A 16,964-nucleotide genomic window follows, 5' to 3' on the forward strand; every position below is an offset into this window, starting at 1 on the left:
ACGCCGCCGGACGGCGCGTCGCAACCATGACGAGGACGGCTTGGCCAAGACGATTCATACGATGCTGCGGGTGCTCGACGAAGCGCGCTCCGTCGCGTTCTACGAGGAGGCCTTCGGGCTGAAAATCGCCGACCGCTACGATTTCGACTCCTTCACGCTCGTCTATCTCGCCAATCCGGAGAGCGAGCACGAGGTGGAACTGACGATCAACAAGGGCGAGACGAAGCCCTACGATCTCGGCAACGGATACGGCCATGTCGCTGTCTCGGTCGACGATCTGGACACCGAGCACGAACGCATGCGCGCGGCGGGATTGGCGCCCAGGGACATCAAGGAAATCTCGCACCAGGGCACGAGGCTCGGCCGCTTCTTCTTCATCGAGGATCCGGACGGCTACAAAATCGAGGTACTGGAAAGGGGCGGGCGCTTTCAATAGCGCCGAGCGCTCCTGGCTCGCCCAGCGGGAGAATGGGACGGGTCGGGACATACGAACCACGCCATCGGGAGGAACCAAAATGGCAGAGGTAGTGGGGCGCGCCGCGCCGAACCGGCGCAGCTTTCTGAAAGGCGGAGCCGGGCTTCTGGCCATGACGATCATGCCATCCGGTGTGATCGTCGGGCGGGCCTGGAGCCAGATGCCGCGCGCAACCAAGCCGGAAACCTTCGCGACCCTCGTCCAGATGTCGCGCGACATCTATCCGCACGCCATGGTCGAAGACAAATACTACGCAAACGCGGTCGACATCCTCGATCAGGCGGCCCGCGCCTCCGAGGCCGATCTCGCGGTGCTGGAAGACGGCGTGACGAAACTGAACGAGACCGCCCGCACCACGGCCGACACCGACTACGCGAGCATGACGAGCGATGAGGATCGCGCCGCCATCCTGGACGAGATGGAAAGCGATCCGTTCTTCCAGAAGGTCCGCTCCAACCTCGTGGTCGGCCTCTACAACCAGAAGGAGCTGTGGCCGATGTTCGGCTACGAGGGCGCCTCCGCCGACAAGGGTGGCTACATCGACCGCGGCTTCGACGACATCGACTGGCTCTGAGGGCGGTCCATCGGGAAACACGCGACGAAAAATCGGAAATGGGAGTTCGATGCTCCGCGAGGAGGCGATGGCATCGAAGGCTCCGGGAGGAAACACGACATGCCCGCACCTTATGATCTCAACGACGACAGCGTTGCCGTCATCGTCGGCTCGGGAGCCGGCGGCGGCACGCTCGGTGCGCAACTCGCGCTCAAGGGGATCGATACCGTCATCCTCGAAGCCGGCTCGCGCTACGAGACCGAGGACTTCATCAACGACGAATGGGATTCCTTCGGCCAGCTCGCGTGGAAGGACAAGCGCACGACCTCCGGCGACTGGCAGGTCGCAAAGGATTTCCCGAACCTTCCGGCCTGGATCGTCAAGGCCGTCGGCGGCTCCACCACCCACTGGGCCGGTGCCTCGCTGCGCATCCAGGAGCACGAGTTCAAGACGCTGACCAACTACGGCGCGATCGAGGGCGCCAACCTTCTCGACTGGCCGATCGATCTGAAGGAGATGGAGCCGTGGTACGCCATGGCCGAGGACCGGATGGGGGTCACGCGGACCAACGGCATCCCCGGCCTGCCCGGCAACAACAACTTCAAAGTACTGGAGGCCGGCGCCAAGAAGATCGGTTACAAGGAGGTTCACACTGGCCGTATGGCGATCAACTCCGAGCCGCGCGACGATCGTGCCTCGTGCCTGCAGATCGGCTTCTGCTTCCAGGGCTGTAAATCCGGCGCCAAATGGTCGACCCTCGTCGCGGAGATACCCAAGGGCGAGGCAACCGGCCGGCTCGAGGTGCGAGCGGACAGCCAGGTGCTCAGGATCGAGCATGATGCGTCCGGCAAGGTCACTGGCGTCGTCTATGCCGACAAGGACGGCAAGGAGCACCTGCAGAAGGCGCGCATCGTCGCCGTTGCCGGCAATTCGATCGAAAGCCCGCGGTTGCTTCTCAATTCGCAATCCTCAATGTTTCCCGACGGGCTGGCAAATTCCTCCGGCCAGGTCGGACGCAACTACATGCGCCACACGACCGGATCGGTCTACGCGGTCTTCGACAAACCGGTGCACATGTACCGGGGCACGACGATGGCCGGCATCGTCCAGGACGAGGCCAGGCACGACACGTCGCGCGGCTTTGCCGGCGGCTATGAATTCGAGACGCTGTCGCTCGGCCTGCCCTTCATGGCAGCCTTTCTCGACCCTGGGAAATGGGGGCGCGATTTCTCCAGCGCCATGGACGAATACCGCAACATGGCGGGCCTGTGGATCGTCGGCGAGGACATGCCGCGCAAGGACAACCGTATCACCCTGTCGGACACCGACAAGGACGCTTTCGGCATGCCGGTCGCGAACGTCAATTTCGACGATCATCCCAACGACACCGCGATGCGCAACCACGCCTACCAGCAGGGCTCGGCGATCTACGACGCGGTCGGCGCAGTGCGCACCATCCACACTCCACCCTATCCCTCGACCCACAATCTGGGGACCAACCGGATGAGCGAGAAGCCTCAGGATGGCGTCGTCAACCGTTTCGGCCAAACCCACGACATCCCCAACCTTTTCGTCTCCGACGGGTCGCAGTTCACCACCGGCGCGGCCGAGAACCCGACCCTGACGATCGTCGCGCTGGCGCTGCGCCAGGCCGATCATATCGCCGGGCGGATGGCTTCGGGCGACCTTTGAGACAGATCCAGGCCGATCGCCGACAGAGAAAGGGCCGGATCGATACAAATCCGGCCCTTTCGCTAGTTTCTCCCCGGGACCGCCGCAGGATGATCGCGAGACGCCCGGCTGTCCCTCGCGCGTCTTTCGTGTAAATCCGTCGCCGACTGTATTCTATGCGACGGAGGACACCGCATCATGACCACCAAGCTCCTGCTGCTTCCCGGAGACGGCATCGGCCCCGAGACAATGGCGGAGGTCGAAAAGCTCGTCACCATGCTGAACGAGGCGACCAATGCGGGTTTCGAGACCGAAACCGCGCTCGTCGGTGGTTCGGCCTATGATGATTGCGGCAAGCCGGTGTCGGATGCGACCATGGATCTGGCGATGCAAGCCGACGCGATCCTGTTCGGCGCGGTCGGCGGGTCGAAATGGGACGGGGTCGCCTACGGTCTGCGGCCCGAGGCCGGGCTGTTGCGCCTGCGCAAGGACATGGAGCTGTTCGCCAATCTGCGCCCGGCGATCTGCTATCCGGCGCTGGCCGGCTCGTCCTCGCTGAAGCGCGAGGTGATTGAGGGGCTCGACATTTTGATCGTGCGCGAGCTGACCGGCGGCGTCTATTTCGGCGAGCCGAAGGAAATCATCGATCTCGGCAATGGCCAGAAACGCGCCATCGACACCCAGATCTACGACACCTATGAGATCGAGCGCATCGCCCGTGCCGCCTTCGACCTCGCCAAGACCCGCCGCGGCAAGGTGACGTCGATGGAAAAGCGCAATGTAATGAAGTCGGGGCTCTACTGGAACGAGGTGGTCACGCGAATCCACCGGGACGAATATGCCGACCTTGAGCTCGAACACATGCTGGCCGACTCCGGCGGCATGCAGCTGGTGCGCGCACCGAAGCAGTTCGACGTCATCGTCACCGACAATCTGTTTGGCGACATGCTGTCGGACATCGCGGCGATGCTGACCGGCTCGCTCGGCATGCTGCCCTCGGCCTCGCTCGGCGCCGTCGACGCCAAGACCGGCAAGCGGCGCGCGCTCTACGAGCCGGTCCACGGCTCGGCGCCGGACATCGCCGGCCAGGGCATCGCCAACCCGCTGGCGATGATCGCTTCTCTCGCGATGTGCCTGCGCTATTCCTTTGAGATGATCGCTGAGGCCGACGCGCTGGAGGCCGCGATCGCCGAGGTGCTCGGCAGGGGCATCCGGACCGGCGACATCATGGCCGACGGTTGCCGGAAGGTCGGCACGGCCGAGATGGGCGACGCGGTCCGCGACAGTTTCCGGAAGAAGCTCGCCGCCTGAGCCGGACATGCAACCATCTGGCTGCATCAGTCATTGTATGCTCAATAAGTCGAAGGAGAGCACGATGATTAGAGGTATCCTGAAAGCCGTCTTTGTCGGCTGGGTGGCCAAGAAGTTCCTGAACCGCGACAGCGAGCCCAAGCGCGACCCGCGTCGGGTCTAGCTTCGCTCCCCGTTTCTGTGATCGCGGACCGTCGGGCGACGCTGGCCGTTGCGTCCCCGGAATGAACGGCCGGCCTTCCGAAAGGGGGGCTGGCCTTTTTCCTTTCGGACGGCCTGATTGACAAGCGCGGTGTCTCCGCGCATATCGCAGGCCATGTTCGCGCGCTCCACGATCAAAACGTCGATTATCTGACGCCGTCTGCCCCGCTTGTCTCCCCCGGGGCGGTAGACGAGCGTGCAATGATCGGACGGGGAGAGCGAAGGATTGCATCCCATGGGTTACAAGGTCGCTATCGTCGGCGCCACCGGCAATGTCGGGCGCGAAATGCTGAACATCCTCGCGGAGCGCGGCTTTCCGGCGGACGAGGTCGTGGCGCTCGCCTCGCGCCGTAGCCTGGGAACCGAGGTCTCCTTCGGCGACAAGACGCTGAAGACGAAGCCGCTCGACCAGTACGACTTTACCGGAACCGACATCTGCCTGATGTCGGCAGGTGGCGGCGTTTCCAAGGAATGGTCACCGAAGATCGCGGCCAAGGGCTGTGTGGTGATCGATAATTCCTCGGCCTTCCGCTACGATCCCGACGTGCCGCTGATCGTTCCGGAAGTGAACGCCGACGCCATCACGGGTTTCACCAAGAAGAACATCATCGCCAATCCGAACTGCTCGACCGCGCAACTCGTCGTCGCGTTGAAGCCGCTGCACGATCATGCCAGGATCAAGCGCATCGTGGTCGCGACCTACCAGTCGGTCTCGGGCGCCGGCAAGGACGGCATGGACGAGCTGTTCACCCAGAGCCGGGCGGTCTTCGTCGCCGACGAGATCGAGCGCAAGAAATTCACCAAGCGCATCGCCTTCAACGTCATTCCCCACATCGACGTCTTCATGGAGGACGGCTCCACCAAGGAAGAGTGGAAGGTGATGGCCGAGACCAAGAAGATGCTCGATCCGAAGATCAAGGTCACCTGCACGGCGGTGCGCGTGCCGGTCTTCATCGGCCATTCCGAGGCGGTGAACATCGAGTTCGAGAATCCGATCACCGCCGACGAGGCGCGCGCGATCCTGCGCGAGGCGCCGGGCTGTCTGGTAATCGACAAGCACGAGGATGGCGGCTACATCACGCCGTATGAATCGGCCGGCGAGGACGCCACCTACATTTCCCGCATCCGCGAGGACCAGACGCTGGAGAACGGCCTCAACATCTGGATCGTCTCCGACAATCTGCGCAAGGGCGCGGCGCTCAACACGGTCCAAATCGCTGAACTGCTGATCAATCGCGGCCTTCTGGAAAAACAGCGAGCCGCCTGAGCCAGCCCAAATCAAAGGATGGCCGGTGTCGCTCCGCGAGGCCGACCATTCTTTCTGTGTACCAACAGGGTCACGCACGTTCCGTCTGTTACCTGTGGGTAACGCCGGGAGGGAATTGCGGTGGCCATCTGGTCGGCCGTATTTCAGTCATCTGTAGTCATTAACGCCGACCGCGAATGGACACGAAGCGGGCCGTGAAGGCCCCGAAGTCAACACTGGATATCGCTCATGAAAAAGCTCGCCCTCGTCCTTGCGCTGACCACCGCCGTCGCCGGCTGCACCACCGACCCGTATACGGGTGAAGCCAAGCTCTCCAACACCGTCGGCGGCGCCGGCATCGGCGCCGGCGTCGGCGCGCTCGGCGGCTATCTCGTCGGCGAGGCGACGGGCGCCGATTCGGGCCGCGCCGCGCTGATCGGCGCCGGCGTCGGTGTGCTGGCTGGCGGCAGCGTCGGCGCCTATATGGATTCGCAGGAAGACAAGCTGCGCCGGCAGCTCCAAGGCACCGGTGTCTCGGTCACCCGGGCCGGCGATCGCATCATTCTCAACATGCCGTCGAACATCACCTTCCCGAGCGACCAGTCGTCGATCCTTCCGGCCTTCTATCCGACGCTCAGCTCGGTGGCGCTGGTTCTCAAGGAGTTCGACAAGTCGATCGTCGACGTCTACGGCCACACCGACAGCCAGGGCTCCGACGCATACAATCTGCAGCTGTCGCAGCAGCGCGCGACCTCGGTCAGCCAGTTCCTGGCAAGCCAGGGTGTCAACCCGCGCCGCCTCAACACCCAGGGCTTCGGCGAAAGCCAGCCGGTCGCCACCAACGCGACCGAGCAGGGCCGAGCTCAGAACCGCCGCGTCGAGATCGCGATCTCGCCGCTGCGGGCCGGCTAAAGCCGCGCCAGCAACGACCGATACACGCGATGAGGGCCGCGCTCCGACGGGAGCGCGGCCCTCACGCTGTTCTCAACAGGTTACGTCCGGGCCGAAGTTGCGCCCGCCGCCGGCTCTGCATTATCTTAGATTGCGCCCGACCGCGCCGCCGGCAACCGCGCCCGCGACGCCACCGACCACGGCGCCGCCGGTTCCCGCGACCGCGTCGCCCAGAACCGCCCCGCCGACACCGCCGACGACGGCGCCGCCGACCGTCTTCTGCGTCGTGGTGCAGGCCGAAACGCTCATGGTCGCGACGATGAGTGCGGTCATGGTGGCAAGTTTGATGGTCATGGAAATAGCCTTTCGCTGCGCCGCCGCTCGCGGCGGAATGGATGTCCTTCCAACAGGAAATTGGAACCGTGACGAGGGAAGGCAAGACGAGGACTTCGCCGCCCGCAAGACCCCATCGCGGTATCCTCGGCACCGGGCTTCGAGAAGGCCTCGACCGTGGAGCCGAAGCCTGTCAAGCTCTGCGAGGCAATGACCTTCATATTCGAAACCCGCTTCCCCGGAATCTGACCCGCACTGCCGCGCAAACCCGGCAGGGCAACCATAAGATTCGCGGGGCGGGACCGAACCAGCGCCTCCACGGCACATCCGAGGAAAGTGGGACTGATGAAACTTGCGACGCTCAAGGACGGCAGCCGCGACGGGCGACTCGTCGTCGTGTCCCGCGACCTCACGCGGATGACGGACGCCTCGTTCCTCGCGCCCACCTTGCAACGGGCGCTCGACGACTGGGCGCGCATCGCCCCGCATCTGCAAGCGCTCGCCGACAGCCTCGATCGCGGCTCGGTGCCGGTCGAGCGGTTTCACGAGCATGACGCCATGAGCCCGCTGCCCCGCGCGTTTCAGTTCGCGGCCGGTACAGCCTACAGCAGCCACATCGCGATGACAGGCAGGGCACGCGGCGCCGAGATGCCGGAGAGCTTGCGAAGCGACCCGCCAATCCGGCAGGGCGGCTCAGATGCCTTCCTCGGTCCGCGCGATCCCATTCCCCTCGCGGACGAAAGCTTCGGCCTCGACATGGGGGGTGGGATTGCCGTGATCCTCGGCGATGTGCCGATGGGCGCGAGCGTCGACGAGGCGCGCGCCGCCATCCGTCTGGTCATGCTGGTCAACGACGTCTGGTTGCGCGGCCTGATCCCGGCGGAAGGCGACGACGGTTTCGGCGTCTTCCAGTCGAAGCCGCCCTCGGCCTTCTCGCCGGTCGCGGTGACCTCCGCCGAACTCGGCGAAGCGTGGGATGGCGGTAAGCTGCATCTGCCGCTTGCGGTGGACTACAATGGTAAACCGTTTGGCCGGGCCAATGCCGGTATCGACATGACCTTCGATTTCCCGACGTTGATCGCCCATGCCGCCAGGACGCGGCCACTCTCGGCTGGCACGATCATCGGCTCGGGCACGGTTTCCAACAAGCGCGATGGCGGACCCGCCAAATCGATTGCGGATGGCGGCGTCGGCTATGCGTGCATGGCGGAGTCGCGCGCCGTCGAGACGATCGCGGGCGCTGCGCCGAAAACGCCGTTCCTGCATTTTGGTGACACCGTGCGCATCGAGGTGCTCGACGACAAGCACCGGTCGATCTTCGGCGCCATTGAGCAGACGGTCGCCCGATATGAGCACGAGTGATCTCCGCACCGAACGACACACCTGAGTCCGCCGCCACGACGGGCACGGACGCCGGTCAGGCTTCAACCCGCTCCATGCCGCGCCGCGCCAACAGCGCCATGCCGACCGAGGCTTCGGCTTGGGGCGCCTTCTCGACGGGACAGCCGAGGGTCCTGCGCCGGATCGCCGTCCAAGCCTCGTTCCGCGCGCCGCCGCCGGCGGTCAGAACGCGTTTCGGCGTCGGCGCCCCGAGCGTGGCAAGGGCTGCGTAGCCCTTGCCCTCGATCCGGGCCATCCCCTCCAGCATGCCTTGCAGAAACACCGCATCGTCGTTGGGACGCGGCTCAAGCCGTGGGGCGAGCGCGGGATCGTTGACGGGAAACCGTTCGCCGGCTCGCGCCAGCGGATAATAGTCGAACCCGGTCGGCCGATCCGGATCGATCTGCTTGGACAGCGCCGCAATGGTCTCGGCGGAAAAGTGATGCAGCAGCGCGCCGCCGCCAGTGTTCGACGCGCCGCCCGCGAGCCACCGGTCTCCGAGTCGATGGCTGTAGATACCCCGCGCCGCGTCGTCCACCCGCACGTCCGACAAGAGCTTGATCGCCAGCGTGGTGCCGAGCGACGTCACTGCTTCGCCGATCTCCGTCGCGCCCGACGCGAGAAAGGCGGCGACGCTGTCGGTGGTGCCAGCGAGAAGCTTCAGGTCGCGCGAGAAGCCGAACCGCTCGGCCATTGATGCTGTCACCGATCCGGCGACCGCGCCGACGCACAAGACGTCCGGAAGCAGATCCATCCGCGTGCCGCAGGCTGCAAACCAGTCTGGCCATGTGTTGCGTTCGAGGTCGTAACCGAGCTTCAGGACATTGTTTTCGTCGGACAGTCCCGGCTGCCCGGTCAACCGCGCCAGGATGAAATCGGCCTGATGGCAAAGGTGGCGCGCCCGCTGATCGGGGTCATAACTTTGCAACCGCAGCATGCGCGCAAGTGCCGAACCGCTACCTCGGGCGATCGAACCCGTCGGCGCGCAAGCCGCGATACGCGTCGCCTCGTCGTCGAAACCGGAGGAATCATACATCAGCGCCGGCGTCACCGGCCGCGCGTTGTCGTCCACGAGAACCATCGTACCGGACGTGCCGTCGATCGCGACGGCGCGAATCGCCGCCATCGAACCGCCCTGGTTGGCGAGAGCCTTCGCCTGGGCGTCGAGGCAGGCGGAGACCGTCTTCCACCAGCTTTCAGCAGAAACGCCATACTCCTCTGCCGCGTGCATCGGCTCGCGAACGCTCGAGACCAGGTTTTTGTCCGAATCGACGATAGCGCTGCGCACACCGGAGGTGCCGATGTCGAGACCCAGGTAAAGCGGGTCACGACCCAAGCGCGCCGACAGCGCCAGAACATCAGGATCGAGCGTCATGGCTAGCCCATTGCAGCATGCCGATCGTGTAATCGGGCAGCGGCGCGCCGTCCTTGCTCGCGAGCTTTTCGATTTGCGCATCCAGGTCACCGCCGCGCTTGTCGGCCAGGGATTGCGCGTGGAGACCGTCGCGGACGAAAAGCGTCCGCCAGCCAGCGGCACTGGCGCCCGCCACGTCATGTTGCAGCGAATCTCCGACCATGAGAATGCGGTCGTGCTGCGGATTTCCCAAAGCCTCGGCCGTCGCCTCGAAGACCCGCGCATGCGGCTTGCCGTACCAGATGACGCGCCCACCGGCCGCCTCGTAGCGCGCCGCCAGGGCGCCCGGCGCCACCACCAGTTTGCCGCCCGGTCGCGGCGAGGCACGATCGGGGTTGGCGCACAGGACCGGCACGCGACGAGCCAGCGCTTCGTCGACAAGCCCCTGATAGGACGACAGCTCGGCATTGTCCGGCAGGCCCATCATCAGGATTGCATCCGCCGTCGACAGTGAGTCGGCGAGTGCAATCCCGTCGAGACCATCGATCCAGGCTTCGGCGTCTTCCGGGGTCGCCGCGACGGGAAACAGGCGATCGAAACCCTTCACGACGCCGTTCGCCAGATCATCCCAAAGCACTTCACCGGAGGTCACGATGCACGTCATCCCCTCGACCGGAATGCCGAAGCCGGCGAGGCGGTCGCGATTCGGCGCGGCCCTCTTTCCCGAATTCGACAGAAGCGCGATCGTCTTGCCGGCATCCGCCAGCCGCTCCAGCGCCTCCAGAACACCTGGATAGAGGGCGTCGCCGTCATGCAGCACGCCCCATTGATCGAGGACGACGGCATCGAAGGTATCGGCGATCTGCTCCAAGCCAGTAACGTGTTCGTCCAACTCAAGTCTCCGTTCGATGCCAATATCCGAGCGAGCGCGAGGCAAGCGACCGCCCGCGTGTCCGCGACTGTGCAGATACGCGAAATGAGATTCGCTGTATTCACCGATGCCCCGTCCGGCAACCTAGGATAACCGGACCCTGCTTGTCGATTTTGGGCCTTCCCACCCCGATCACCTCCCGGCAATCCTGCGCGAACCTCCGCAAATCCCCAGAAACAAGGTATACATTGACACGCCGCTTAGCGCGCCTGATAGTCACCCTGGGAGACGAGATCGCATGATCGCTGGCGCGGCACCAAGGTGCGGTCCCGTGGTCGCTGGTCTTCGCATCGCACTCTTGCGAACAAGCCATCTGGGAGGAAATATGCGCAGACGTTCCATCATTGCCCTCGCTGCCGCGCTCATGGCGTCCAGCGTTCTTGGCACCGGCGTCGCTTCGGCGCAATCGGCCTATCCCGAGCGACCGATCCAGATGATCGTGCCCTGGGGCGCGGGCGGCGGCACCGACGCGGTCGGCCGCATCCTCGCCTCGCTGCTGCAAGAAGAGCTTGGCGTGCCGGTGAATGTGGTGAACCGAACCGGCGGTTCCGGCGTCGTCGGCCACAGCGCGATCGCCAATGCGGAACCGGACGGCTACACGCTGGGCATCATGACGATCGAGATCGACATGATGCATTGGCAGGGCCTTACCGAGCTCACTTACGAGGATTTCGACATCCTCGCCCTGGTCAATGCCGATCCCGGCGGCATCATGGTTTCGGCGGACTCGGAGTACGAATCGCTGGAGCAACTGCGCGACGCCATCAAGTCGCAGCCGAAGGGCACCTTCAAGGCGTCCGGCACCGGTCAGGGCGGCATCTGGCATCTGGGCCTTGCCGGCTGGCTGCTGTCGGAGGATCTGCCGCCGGATCAGGTGACCTGGGTTCCGAGCCAGGGCGCGGCGCCGGGAATCACCGATATGGTGGCCGGCGGCGTCGACATCGTACCGTCGTCGCTGGCCGAGGGCCGCGCGATGATCGAGGCGGGTCGGGTCCGGCCGCTGGCATCCATGTCCGCCGAGCGCCAAGCGATGTTCCCTGACGTGCCGACGCTGAAAGAGGGGGTCGATTCCGACTGGACGCTGGCGGTCTGGCGCGCCGTCGCCGCGCCGAAGGGCCTGCCGGACGAGGTCAAGACCAAGCTGACCAGCGCCATCGAAAAAGCCTATAACAGCGACCAATATCAAAGCTTCATGAAGGACCGTGGGTTCGGCGTGCGCTGGGCTGCGGGCGATGAGGCGACGAAGATCGTCGCCGACGACGACGCCAGCCTTGGCGAGGTGATGAAAGAGGCCGGCCTGGCGAAGAACTGAGGCAGCCAAGAGGCGTCCGGCCGCGCGCCGGACGCCTGCCCCTATCGCCAGCGCGCGGAGCGCGATTCGCCACGCCGATCATTTCCGGTCCAAAAGAGCGCGTCGATGAAGCTCAATGATCTCACCCTCGGCGTCCTGCTTCTGGCCGGCGCTATCGCGATCTTTCTCTCAGCAACGCAATTCTCCGCGATACCGGGTCAGGCCTATGGCGCCGCGACGATGCCCAAGACGATCGCGCTGCTGACCTTCGGGCTTGGACTGTACATGACCGGGCGCAGCGTGGCCGCCGGCGCGCGGCGGCCGGCCATCGTCATCGCCGACTGGGCGCGCTCGCCCGCATCCGTCATCGGCCTCCTCGTCTCGCTCGCGCTGATCGTCATCTACATCCTCTTCTCCGACCTTATCGGGTTTGTGCCGATGGCGTTCGCGGTGATGGTGACGCTGATGCTGACGCTCCGCGTAAAGCCGCTGACCGCGGTCCTCATCTCGCTCTTCGCCGCTGTCGTGGTTCAACAAGCGTTCGGGCGGCTCTTGCTGGTGCCGCTGCCCCGCAACGCCTTCCTCGGCTTTCTCTGGTAGCCCCATGTCCTTCGTCATCGAGGCCTTCGCCCTCGTTTTCCAGCCATACGTGCTTCTCGTCATTCTCGGCTCGGCCTGCTTCGGCATGTTCGTCGGCGCCATTCCGGGGCTGACCGCGACCATGGCAACGGCGCTGCTGGTGCCGGTCACCTTCTTCATGGAACCGGTGCCGGCCATCGCCGCGATCGTCACCGCGACGGCGATGGCGATCTTCGCCGGCGACATTCCGGGCGCACTCTTGCGGATGCCCGGAACGCCGGCCAGCGCGGCCTATGTCGAGGATGCCTACCGGATGACCCGTCAAGGCCGGTCGGAAGAAGCCTTGGGCGCGGCGCTGGTGTTCTCGGCGCTCGGCGGCATCTTCGGGACGATCGTGCTCGTCACCGCCTCGCCGGCGCTGGCGGACATCGCGCTGAAATTTTCGTCCTTCGAATATTTCTGGCTGGTCGTGCTCGGCCTGTCCTGCGCGATCTTCGTCTCGCCCGGATCGGTTCCGCGCGGCCTGATCTCGCTGTTGATCGGCCTCTTCGCCGCAACGGTCGGCATCGACAACCCGGCCGGGGAACCACGCTACACCTTCGGCATCGTCGATCTCCTGGCGGGAGTGCAGTTCATTCCGGCTATGATCGGCCTCTTCGCCGTGTCGGAGGTGCTTCGCTCGGTCGTCACCCGTCAGGAACGCCCGCATATAGAACGGTCCGGCCGGTCCGGCATCTTTCGTGGCCAGTGGGTGAATTTGCGCCGCTATCCGATGCAGGTGGTGCGCGGCAGCGTCGTCGGCACCGCCATCGGCGCGCTGCCGGGAGCCGGCGCCGACATCGCCGCCTGGATCTCCTATGCAATCAGCAAGCGGTTTTCGAAGCAAAAGGAGAAATTCGGCACCGGCCATGTGGAGGGGCTCGTCGAGGCCGGCGCCTCCAACAACGGCGCGGTCAGCGGCGCCTGGATTCCGGCACTGGTCTTCGGTATTCCCGGCGATTCGATCACCGCGATCGTCATCGGGGTCCTCTACGTGAAGGGGATCAATCCGGGACCGACGGTCTTCATCACCAACCCGCAGATGATCTATGCGGTGTTCATCGTGTTTTTCCTGGCCAACCTCATCATGCTGCCGCTCGGCTGGGTGGCGATCAAGGCCGCTGGCACGATCCTATCGATCCCGACCCGGGTCCTGATGCCGATCATTCTGATGTTCTGCATCGTCGGCTCGTTCGCCATCAACAACTCGATCTTCGGCGTCATCCTGATGCTGATCTTCGGCGTCCTCGGTTTCGTGATGGAGGAGAACGACATTCCGATTGCCCCGGCGATCCTCGGCCTGGTCCTCGGCCCGATGCTGGAGCAGAACTTCATCACCTCGATGATCAAGGCGGACGGCAGTTTCCTGGCTTTCTTCGAGCGGCCGATCGCCGCCGGCCTCGGCCTCTTCACCATCGCGATCTGGTGCATTCCGCTGATCGTCTGGGCGGCGAGCCGGCGGGGCGGCCAGGGGACTCCCGGCGAGAATATCGCTTCCGGTTGATCCGGCGCGCCGGGAATCACGTCAGGCGAGCGACACGTCGTATTTGGCGAAGTCGCGGTCGACCGTCAGGATCGTCAGCCTTTCGAGTCGGGCCTGGGCGATCAGCATGCGGTCGAAGGGATCGCGATGGTGGAGCGGAAGCATGGCGGCCGCGCGCGCGTGCGCCGTGTCGATCGGCAGGAATTGGTGGCCGGTTTGCGCGCACTGTTCCCAAATCTTGTCCGGCACGGGAAGCGCGCCGTTCTTCTTCTTGATCTCCACTTCCCAGACGGTCGCGGCGCTGATGAATGTCTGGGCGCTCCCGGCAAGAACCGTCCGATAGCGCTCGGGCAGCTTGGCGCTTTCGTAGAGAGCCCCTAGGAGCACGTGCGAATCGAGCAGATATGCGTCCACCGTCATTCCATGTACTGCTCGAATCCGGTCGCGATATCGTCCCAGTTATCCGGAACTTGAAACTGGCCGTCAAAAGCACCGACCCGTGGCAATGTCGGCCGTTCCGGCCGGGCAGGTCCGAGACGGACATACGGCTTGCCGTGCCGGGTCACCTGGACTTCCGCGCCGGCGGCGGCCTTGCGCAGAACGTTTGACAGGTTGGCCTTCATCTCAGCGACCGTGACGTCCATGGGAGCACCTCGTTATTATGGCTATAATTATGGTCTTAATCTCCCTGGAAACAAGTGGGCGGAAATGGCTGTTGCCGGCCGGGAGGATCCGACGCGCGCCTGAATCATGCCTCAGTCTGCCTCGTCGTCGTCCAGAAGAATCCGCTCGGCAGCACCGTCGAGATCGTCGTACTGGCCGCTTTTCAGGCTCCACAGGAACGCGACGAGGCCGAGCATCCCGAGCCCGAGCGCGACTGGCAATAGGTAGATCAGTACGTTCATGCCACGCCCTCCCTGGCGAGCCGCTCGGGCGAAAGCCGCGGTGTGCTCGGCGCCAAAGCGCCCTCGAGCCGCCGGCCCATCTTGCCGCCACGGGCCAAACGCAGGGAGTTGGCGACGACGACAATGGAGGAAGAGGACATGGCGATGGCGGCGACAAGCGGGGTGATATAGCCGGCCATCGCCAACGGAACGGCGATGCAATTGTATAGAATCGCCAGCGCGAAATTCTGTTGCACCAAACGCTTCGCCTTGACCGCAACCCGGTGGGCGAAGGGCACGGCCAAAAGGCTGTCCCGCGTGAAAACGAAGTCGGCCGCCAGCCGCCCGGCGTCGCAGGCGGACGCCGGCGCCATCGACACGTCGCCGGCTGTCAGGCAGGGCGCGTCGTTAAGGCCGTCGCCGACCATCAGAACCTTTGCCCCGCGCGCCTGCAAGTCACGCAAGTGGCCGATCTTCATGCCGGGCGTCTGGCCCGACGCCATTGCGGCAACGCCGAGTTCGTCGGCGATCCGGCTCACGGGCTTGGCCGCGTCGCCCGACAGGACCTCCACCGCCAGGCCGTCTTGCTTCAGGTTGTCGATCGCCGCCGCGGCATCACCGCGCAGCGTCTCCGCCAGTTGGAAACCGAACAGACGACCGCCTTCCAACGCGAAGGCGACGCCGTCGGGGCGTGCCCCCGACCATCCATCGCCGGATGCGATGGCGCCGACCCAATCGGAGCGCCCGAGACGGGCGCGGCGACCGTCGACTTCACCCTCCACGCCGCAGCCCGGCACCTCGTGAACCGCCGTGAGCGCTCCAGCGGATGCGGCGGGGAGAAAAGCGAGGATCGCCCTGGAGGCCGGATGCGTCGAATGGGCGGCCAGCGCGCGCGCGGCCGCCGCTGCGTCGCCCTCGACATCCGACGCAATCACGCGGGGGACGCCCGTCGTCAGCGTCCCGGTCTTGTCGAAGACGACGTGGTCGGCCTCGGCGAGACGCTCCAGCGCCGAGCCGTCCTTCATCAGGATGCCGTTCTCGAACAGCCGCGCCGCGCCGATGACGTGAACGACGGGAACCGCCAGTCCGAGCGCGCAGGGACAGGTGATGATCAGGACGGCGATGGCGGCGTAAGTGGCCGTGTACCAGTCGCCGCCCGTCGCCACCAGCCAGCCGAGGAAGGTGGCGGCGGCCAGGATGTGGACCGCCGGTGCATAGATCCGCGCCATGCGGTCGGCGACGCGCACATAGCGTCCACGCCCATTCTCCGCGGCTTCCATCATCCGGATGATGTCGGCGAGGAAGGAGTTTTCGGCCGTCGCCAGCGCTTCGATGTCGATCGAACCGGCCAGGTTCAGCGTCCCCGCCTCGACCCGGTCGCCGCAGGACGCGGCAAACGGCGCGCTCTCGCCGGTGACGAGGGAGCGGTCGAGATCGCTCGTCCCCCGCACCACCGCACCGTCGACGGGGACCCGCTCGCCAGCGGCGACACGCAGGATCATGCCGGGCAGGACCTCGTCGAGCGGCACGTAGGAGAGCTCGCCGTCTTCCACCCGGCTCGCCCCCTTCACCGCCAGACGGCTGAGGCCGGTGACGGCGGTTCGCGCTCGCTCACGCATGCGCTGGTCGAGATAGCGCCCGATCAGCAGGAAGAAGAGCAGCGTCACCGCGGCGTCGAAATAGGCCTCTTCTCCACCCGTCATGCTCTCGAAGACGCTCATGGCGAGCGCCAGCACCACGGCGAGCGAGATCGGAACATCCATGTTGAGGCGTCCGGCCCTGAGCGCGCCAAATGCGGAACGGAAGAAGACCTGGCCGGAATAGGCCACCGTCGGCAATGCGATCAGCGCCGAGATTAGATGGAACAGGCCGCGGGTGGCGGCGTCGGCCCCGGACCAGACCGACACCGACAAGAGCATGATATTGCCGGCCGCGAAGCCGGCGACGGCCAACGCCTTGAGCAGGCCGGCCGATTCCCGCTGGCGGCCAAGGTCGTCCAGATCGCCAATGTCGACCGGCGGCGCGCCATAGCCAAGGCGCTCCAGGGCATCGCTGACGACGAGTGGTGAACGGTCCGCGGCATCGAGAACCACGGTCACCCGGCGCATCGTCAGATTGACACGGGCCGAGACGACGCCGTCGAGCGGCGCCAGCGCCGTTTCGATCGTGGCCATGCAGCGGCCGCAGGAAATGTCCGGAACCGAGAAGACATACTGGACCGTGCCGTCTTGGTTGGCGCGTCCCGACCGCCTCAGTTCCTCGGCCCGCAGCGCGCTCGCCGGGTCGGAGGTTTCGAGCGCTAGATCCGTGGCCAGCACCCCACCACAACAGGTCATAACCGT

Annotated in this window: 17 protein-coding genes; 10 read left to right on the forward strand and 7 right to left on the reverse strand. The window is 65.2% G+C overall.

All coding sequences use genetic code 11. The features are described from left to right. The first annotated feature begins 40 nt into the window (after positions 1-40). From ING15_RS04630 to ING15_RS04655, 6 genes are all read left to right on the forward strand, one after another. Positions 41-436 carry a VOC family protein gene (locus ING15_RS04630; protein ID WP_206453624.1) on the forward strand — a complete coding sequence of 132 codons (396 nt, stop codon included), beginning with the start codon at positions 41-43 and terminating at the stop codon, positions 434-436. A gap of 79 nt (positions 437-515) precedes the next feature. Further along, positions 516-1,049 carry a gluconate 2-dehydrogenase subunit 3 family protein gene (locus ING15_RS04635; protein WP_206453625.1) on the forward strand — a complete coding sequence of 178 codons (534 nt, stop codon included), beginning with the start codon at positions 516-518 and terminating at the stop codon, positions 1,047-1,049. Between the two features lie 99 nt (positions 1,050-1,148). After that, positions 1,149-2,720: a GMC family oxidoreductase gene (locus ING15_RS04640; protein ID WP_206453626.1), complete on the forward strand. Its 1,572-nt coding sequence runs from the start codon at positions 1,149-1,151 to the stop codon at positions 2,718-2,720. Positions 2,721-2,894: 174 nt separating this feature from the next. Continuing rightward, positions 2,895-4,010, forward strand: a complete 1,116-nt coding sequence (gene leuB / locus ING15_RS04645; protein WP_206453835.1) for a 3-isopropylmalate dehydrogenase — start codon at positions 2,895-2,897, stop codon at positions 4,008-4,010. Positions 4,011-4,446: 436 nt separating this feature from the next. After that, positions 4,447-5,478: an aspartate-semialdehyde dehydrogenase gene (locus ING15_RS04650; RefSeq protein ID WP_206453627.1), complete on the forward strand. Its 1,032-nt coding sequence runs from the start codon at positions 4,447-4,449 to the stop codon at positions 5,476-5,478. A gap of 228 nt (positions 5,479-5,706) precedes the next feature. Then, the gene (locus ING15_RS04655) at positions 5,707-6,369 is read left to right on the forward strand and encodes an OmpA family protein (protein WP_206453628.1); all 663 of its coding nucleotides are present in this window, start codon (positions 5,707-5,709) and stop codon (positions 6,367-6,369) included. Positions 6,370-6,489: 120 nt separating this feature from the next. Here the strand turns inward: ING15_RS04655 and ING15_RS04660 are convergent, their stop codons facing one another. Further along, complete coding sequence (locus tag ING15_RS04660; protein ID WP_206453629.1) at positions 6,490-6,702, reverse strand: hypothetical protein; 213 nt, start codon at positions 6,700-6,702, stop codon at positions 6,490-6,492. Between the two features lie 324 nt (positions 6,703-7,026). Here ING15_RS04660 and ING15_RS04665 point away from each other — a divergent pair, with 324 nt between their 5' ends. Further along, the gene (locus ING15_RS04665) at positions 7,027-8,043 is read left to right on the forward strand and encodes a fumarylacetoacetate hydrolase family protein (protein WP_206453630.1); all 1,017 of its coding nucleotides are present in this window, start codon (positions 7,027-7,029) and stop codon (positions 8,041-8,043) included. Between the two features lie 55 nt (positions 8,044-8,098). Here the strand turns inward: ING15_RS04665 and ING15_RS04670 are convergent, their stop codons facing one another. Continuing rightward, positions 8,099-9,436, reverse strand: a complete 1,338-nt coding sequence (locus ING15_RS04670) for an FGGY-family carbohydrate kinase (RefSeq protein ID WP_206453631.1) — start codon at positions 9,434-9,436, stop codon at positions 8,099-8,101. Then, positions 9,420-10,307 (reverse strand): TIGR01459 family HAD-type hydrolase, encoded by an 888-nt coding sequence (locus tag ING15_RS04675; RefSeq protein ID WP_206453632.1) that lies wholly within the window; start codon positions 10,305-10,307, stop codon positions 9,420-9,422. Before ING15_RS04675 ends, ING15_RS04670 begins: the two co-directional genes overlap by 17 nt. Positions 10,308-10,671: 364 nt before the next feature. Between ING15_RS04675 and ING15_RS04680 the strand changes: the two genes are divergently transcribed. The 3 genes from ING15_RS04680 (at position 10,672) to ING15_RS04690 (ending at position 13,759) form a co-directional block, all read left to right on the forward strand. Continuing rightward, positions 10,672-11,658, forward strand: a complete 987-nt coding sequence (locus ING15_RS04680) for a tripartite tricarboxylate transporter substrate binding protein (protein WP_206453633.1) — start codon at positions 10,672-10,674, stop codon at positions 11,656-11,658. 105 nt (positions 11,659-11,763) lie between these two features. After that, positions 11,764-12,237 (forward strand): tripartite tricarboxylate transporter TctB family protein, encoded by a 474-nt coding sequence (locus tag ING15_RS04685; RefSeq protein ID WP_206453634.1) that lies wholly within the window; start codon positions 11,764-11,766, stop codon positions 12,235-12,237. A 4-nt stretch (positions 12,238-12,241) separates the two neighbouring features. Continuing rightward, a complete protein-coding gene (locus ING15_RS04690) occupies positions 12,242-13,759 on the forward strand; it encodes a tripartite tricarboxylate transporter permease (RefSeq protein WP_206453635.1) in 1,518 nt (505 codons plus the stop codon). A gap of 21 nt (positions 13,760-13,780) precedes the next feature. Here the strand turns inward: ING15_RS04690 and ING15_RS04695 are convergent, their stop codons facing one another. The 4 genes from ING15_RS04695 to ING15_RS04710 form a co-directional block, all read right to left on the reverse strand. After that, the gene (locus ING15_RS04695) at positions 13,781-14,152 is read right to left on the reverse strand and encodes a type II toxin-antitoxin system VapC family toxin (RefSeq protein WP_206453636.1); all 372 of its coding nucleotides are present in this window, start codon (positions 14,150-14,152) and stop codon (positions 13,781-13,783) included. 2 nt (positions 14,153-14,154) lie between these two features. Beyond that, entirely contained in the window at positions 14,155-14,382 is a 228-nt protein-coding gene (locus tag ING15_RS04700) for a type II toxin-antitoxin system Phd/YefM family antitoxin (protein WP_206453637.1), read from the reverse strand. 111 nt (positions 14,383-14,493) lie between these two features. After that, complete coding sequence (gene ccoS / locus ING15_RS04705; protein WP_206453638.1) at positions 14,494-14,643, reverse strand: cbb3-type cytochrome oxidase assembly protein CcoS; 150 nt, start codon at positions 14,641-14,643, stop codon at positions 14,494-14,496. Next, positions 14,640-16,958, reverse strand: coding sequence for a heavy metal translocating P-type ATPase (locus ING15_RS04710; RefSeq protein ID WP_206453639.1), 2,319 nt, complete (start codon positions 16,956-16,958; stop codon positions 14,640-14,642). The genes ccoS and ING15_RS04710 overlap by 4 nt, the downstream gene beginning before the upstream one ends. Between the last annotated feature and the right edge of the window lie 6 nt (positions 16,959-16,964).

The sequence above is a fragment of the Aurantimonas marina genome, from assembly GCF_017183135.1.
GTDB classification, from domain to species: Bacteria; Pseudomonadota; Alphaproteobacteria; order Rhizobiales; family Rhizobiaceae; genus Aurantimonas; species Aurantimonas marina.

Excerpts from the sequence above, each read along its gene's own strand:
- ING15_RS04635 (WP_206453625.1), top strand. The coding sequence starts at position 516 with ATGGCAGAGGTAGTGGGGCGCGCCGCGCCGAACCGGCGCAGCTTTCTG.
- ING15_RS04640 (WP_206453626.1), top strand. The coding sequence starts at position 1,149 with ATGCCCGCACCTTATGATCTCAACGACGACAGCGTTGCCGTCATCGTC.
- ING15_RS04650 (WP_206453627.1), top strand. The coding sequence starts at position 4,447 with ATGGGTTACAAGGTCGCTATCGTCGGCGCCACCGGCAATGTCGGGCGC.
- ING15_RS04655 (WP_206453628.1), top strand. The coding sequence starts at position 5,707 with ATGAAAAAGCTCGCCCTCGTCCTTGCGCTGACCACCGCCGTCGCCGGC.
- ING15_RS04660 (WP_206453629.1), bottom strand. The coding sequence starts at position 6,702 with ATGACCATCAAACTTGCCACCATGACCGCACTCATCGTCGCGACCATG.
- ING15_RS04665 (WP_206453630.1), top strand. The coding sequence starts at position 7,027 with ATGAAACTTGCGACGCTCAAGGACGGCAGCCGCGACGGGCGACTCGTC.
- ING15_RS04670 (WP_206453631.1), bottom strand. The coding sequence starts at position 9,436 with ATGACGCTCGATCCTGATGTTCTGGCGCTGTCGGCGCGCTTGGGTCGT.
- ING15_RS04680 (WP_206453633.1), top strand. The coding sequence starts at position 10,672 with ATGCGCAGACGTTCCATCATTGCCCTCGCTGCCGCGCTCATGGCGTCC.
- ING15_RS04685 (WP_206453634.1), top strand. The coding sequence starts at position 11,764 with ATGAAGCTCAATGATCTCACCCTCGGCGTCCTGCTTCTGGCCGGCGCT.
- ING15_RS04690 (WP_206453635.1), top strand. The coding sequence starts at position 12,242 with ATGTCCTTCGTCATCGAGGCCTTCGCCCTCGTTTTCCAGCCATACGTG.
- ING15_RS04700 (WP_206453637.1), bottom strand. The coding sequence starts at position 14,382 with ATGGACGTCACGGTCGCTGAGATGAAGGCCAACCTGTCAAACGTTCTG.
- ccoS (WP_206453638.1), bottom strand. The coding sequence starts at position 14,643 with ATGAACGTACTGATCTACCTATTGCCAGTCGCGCTCGGGCTCGGGATG.
- ING15_RS04710 (WP_206453639.1), bottom strand. The coding sequence starts at position 16,958 with ATGACCTGTTGTGGTGGGGTGCTGGCCACGGATCTAGCGCTCGAAACC.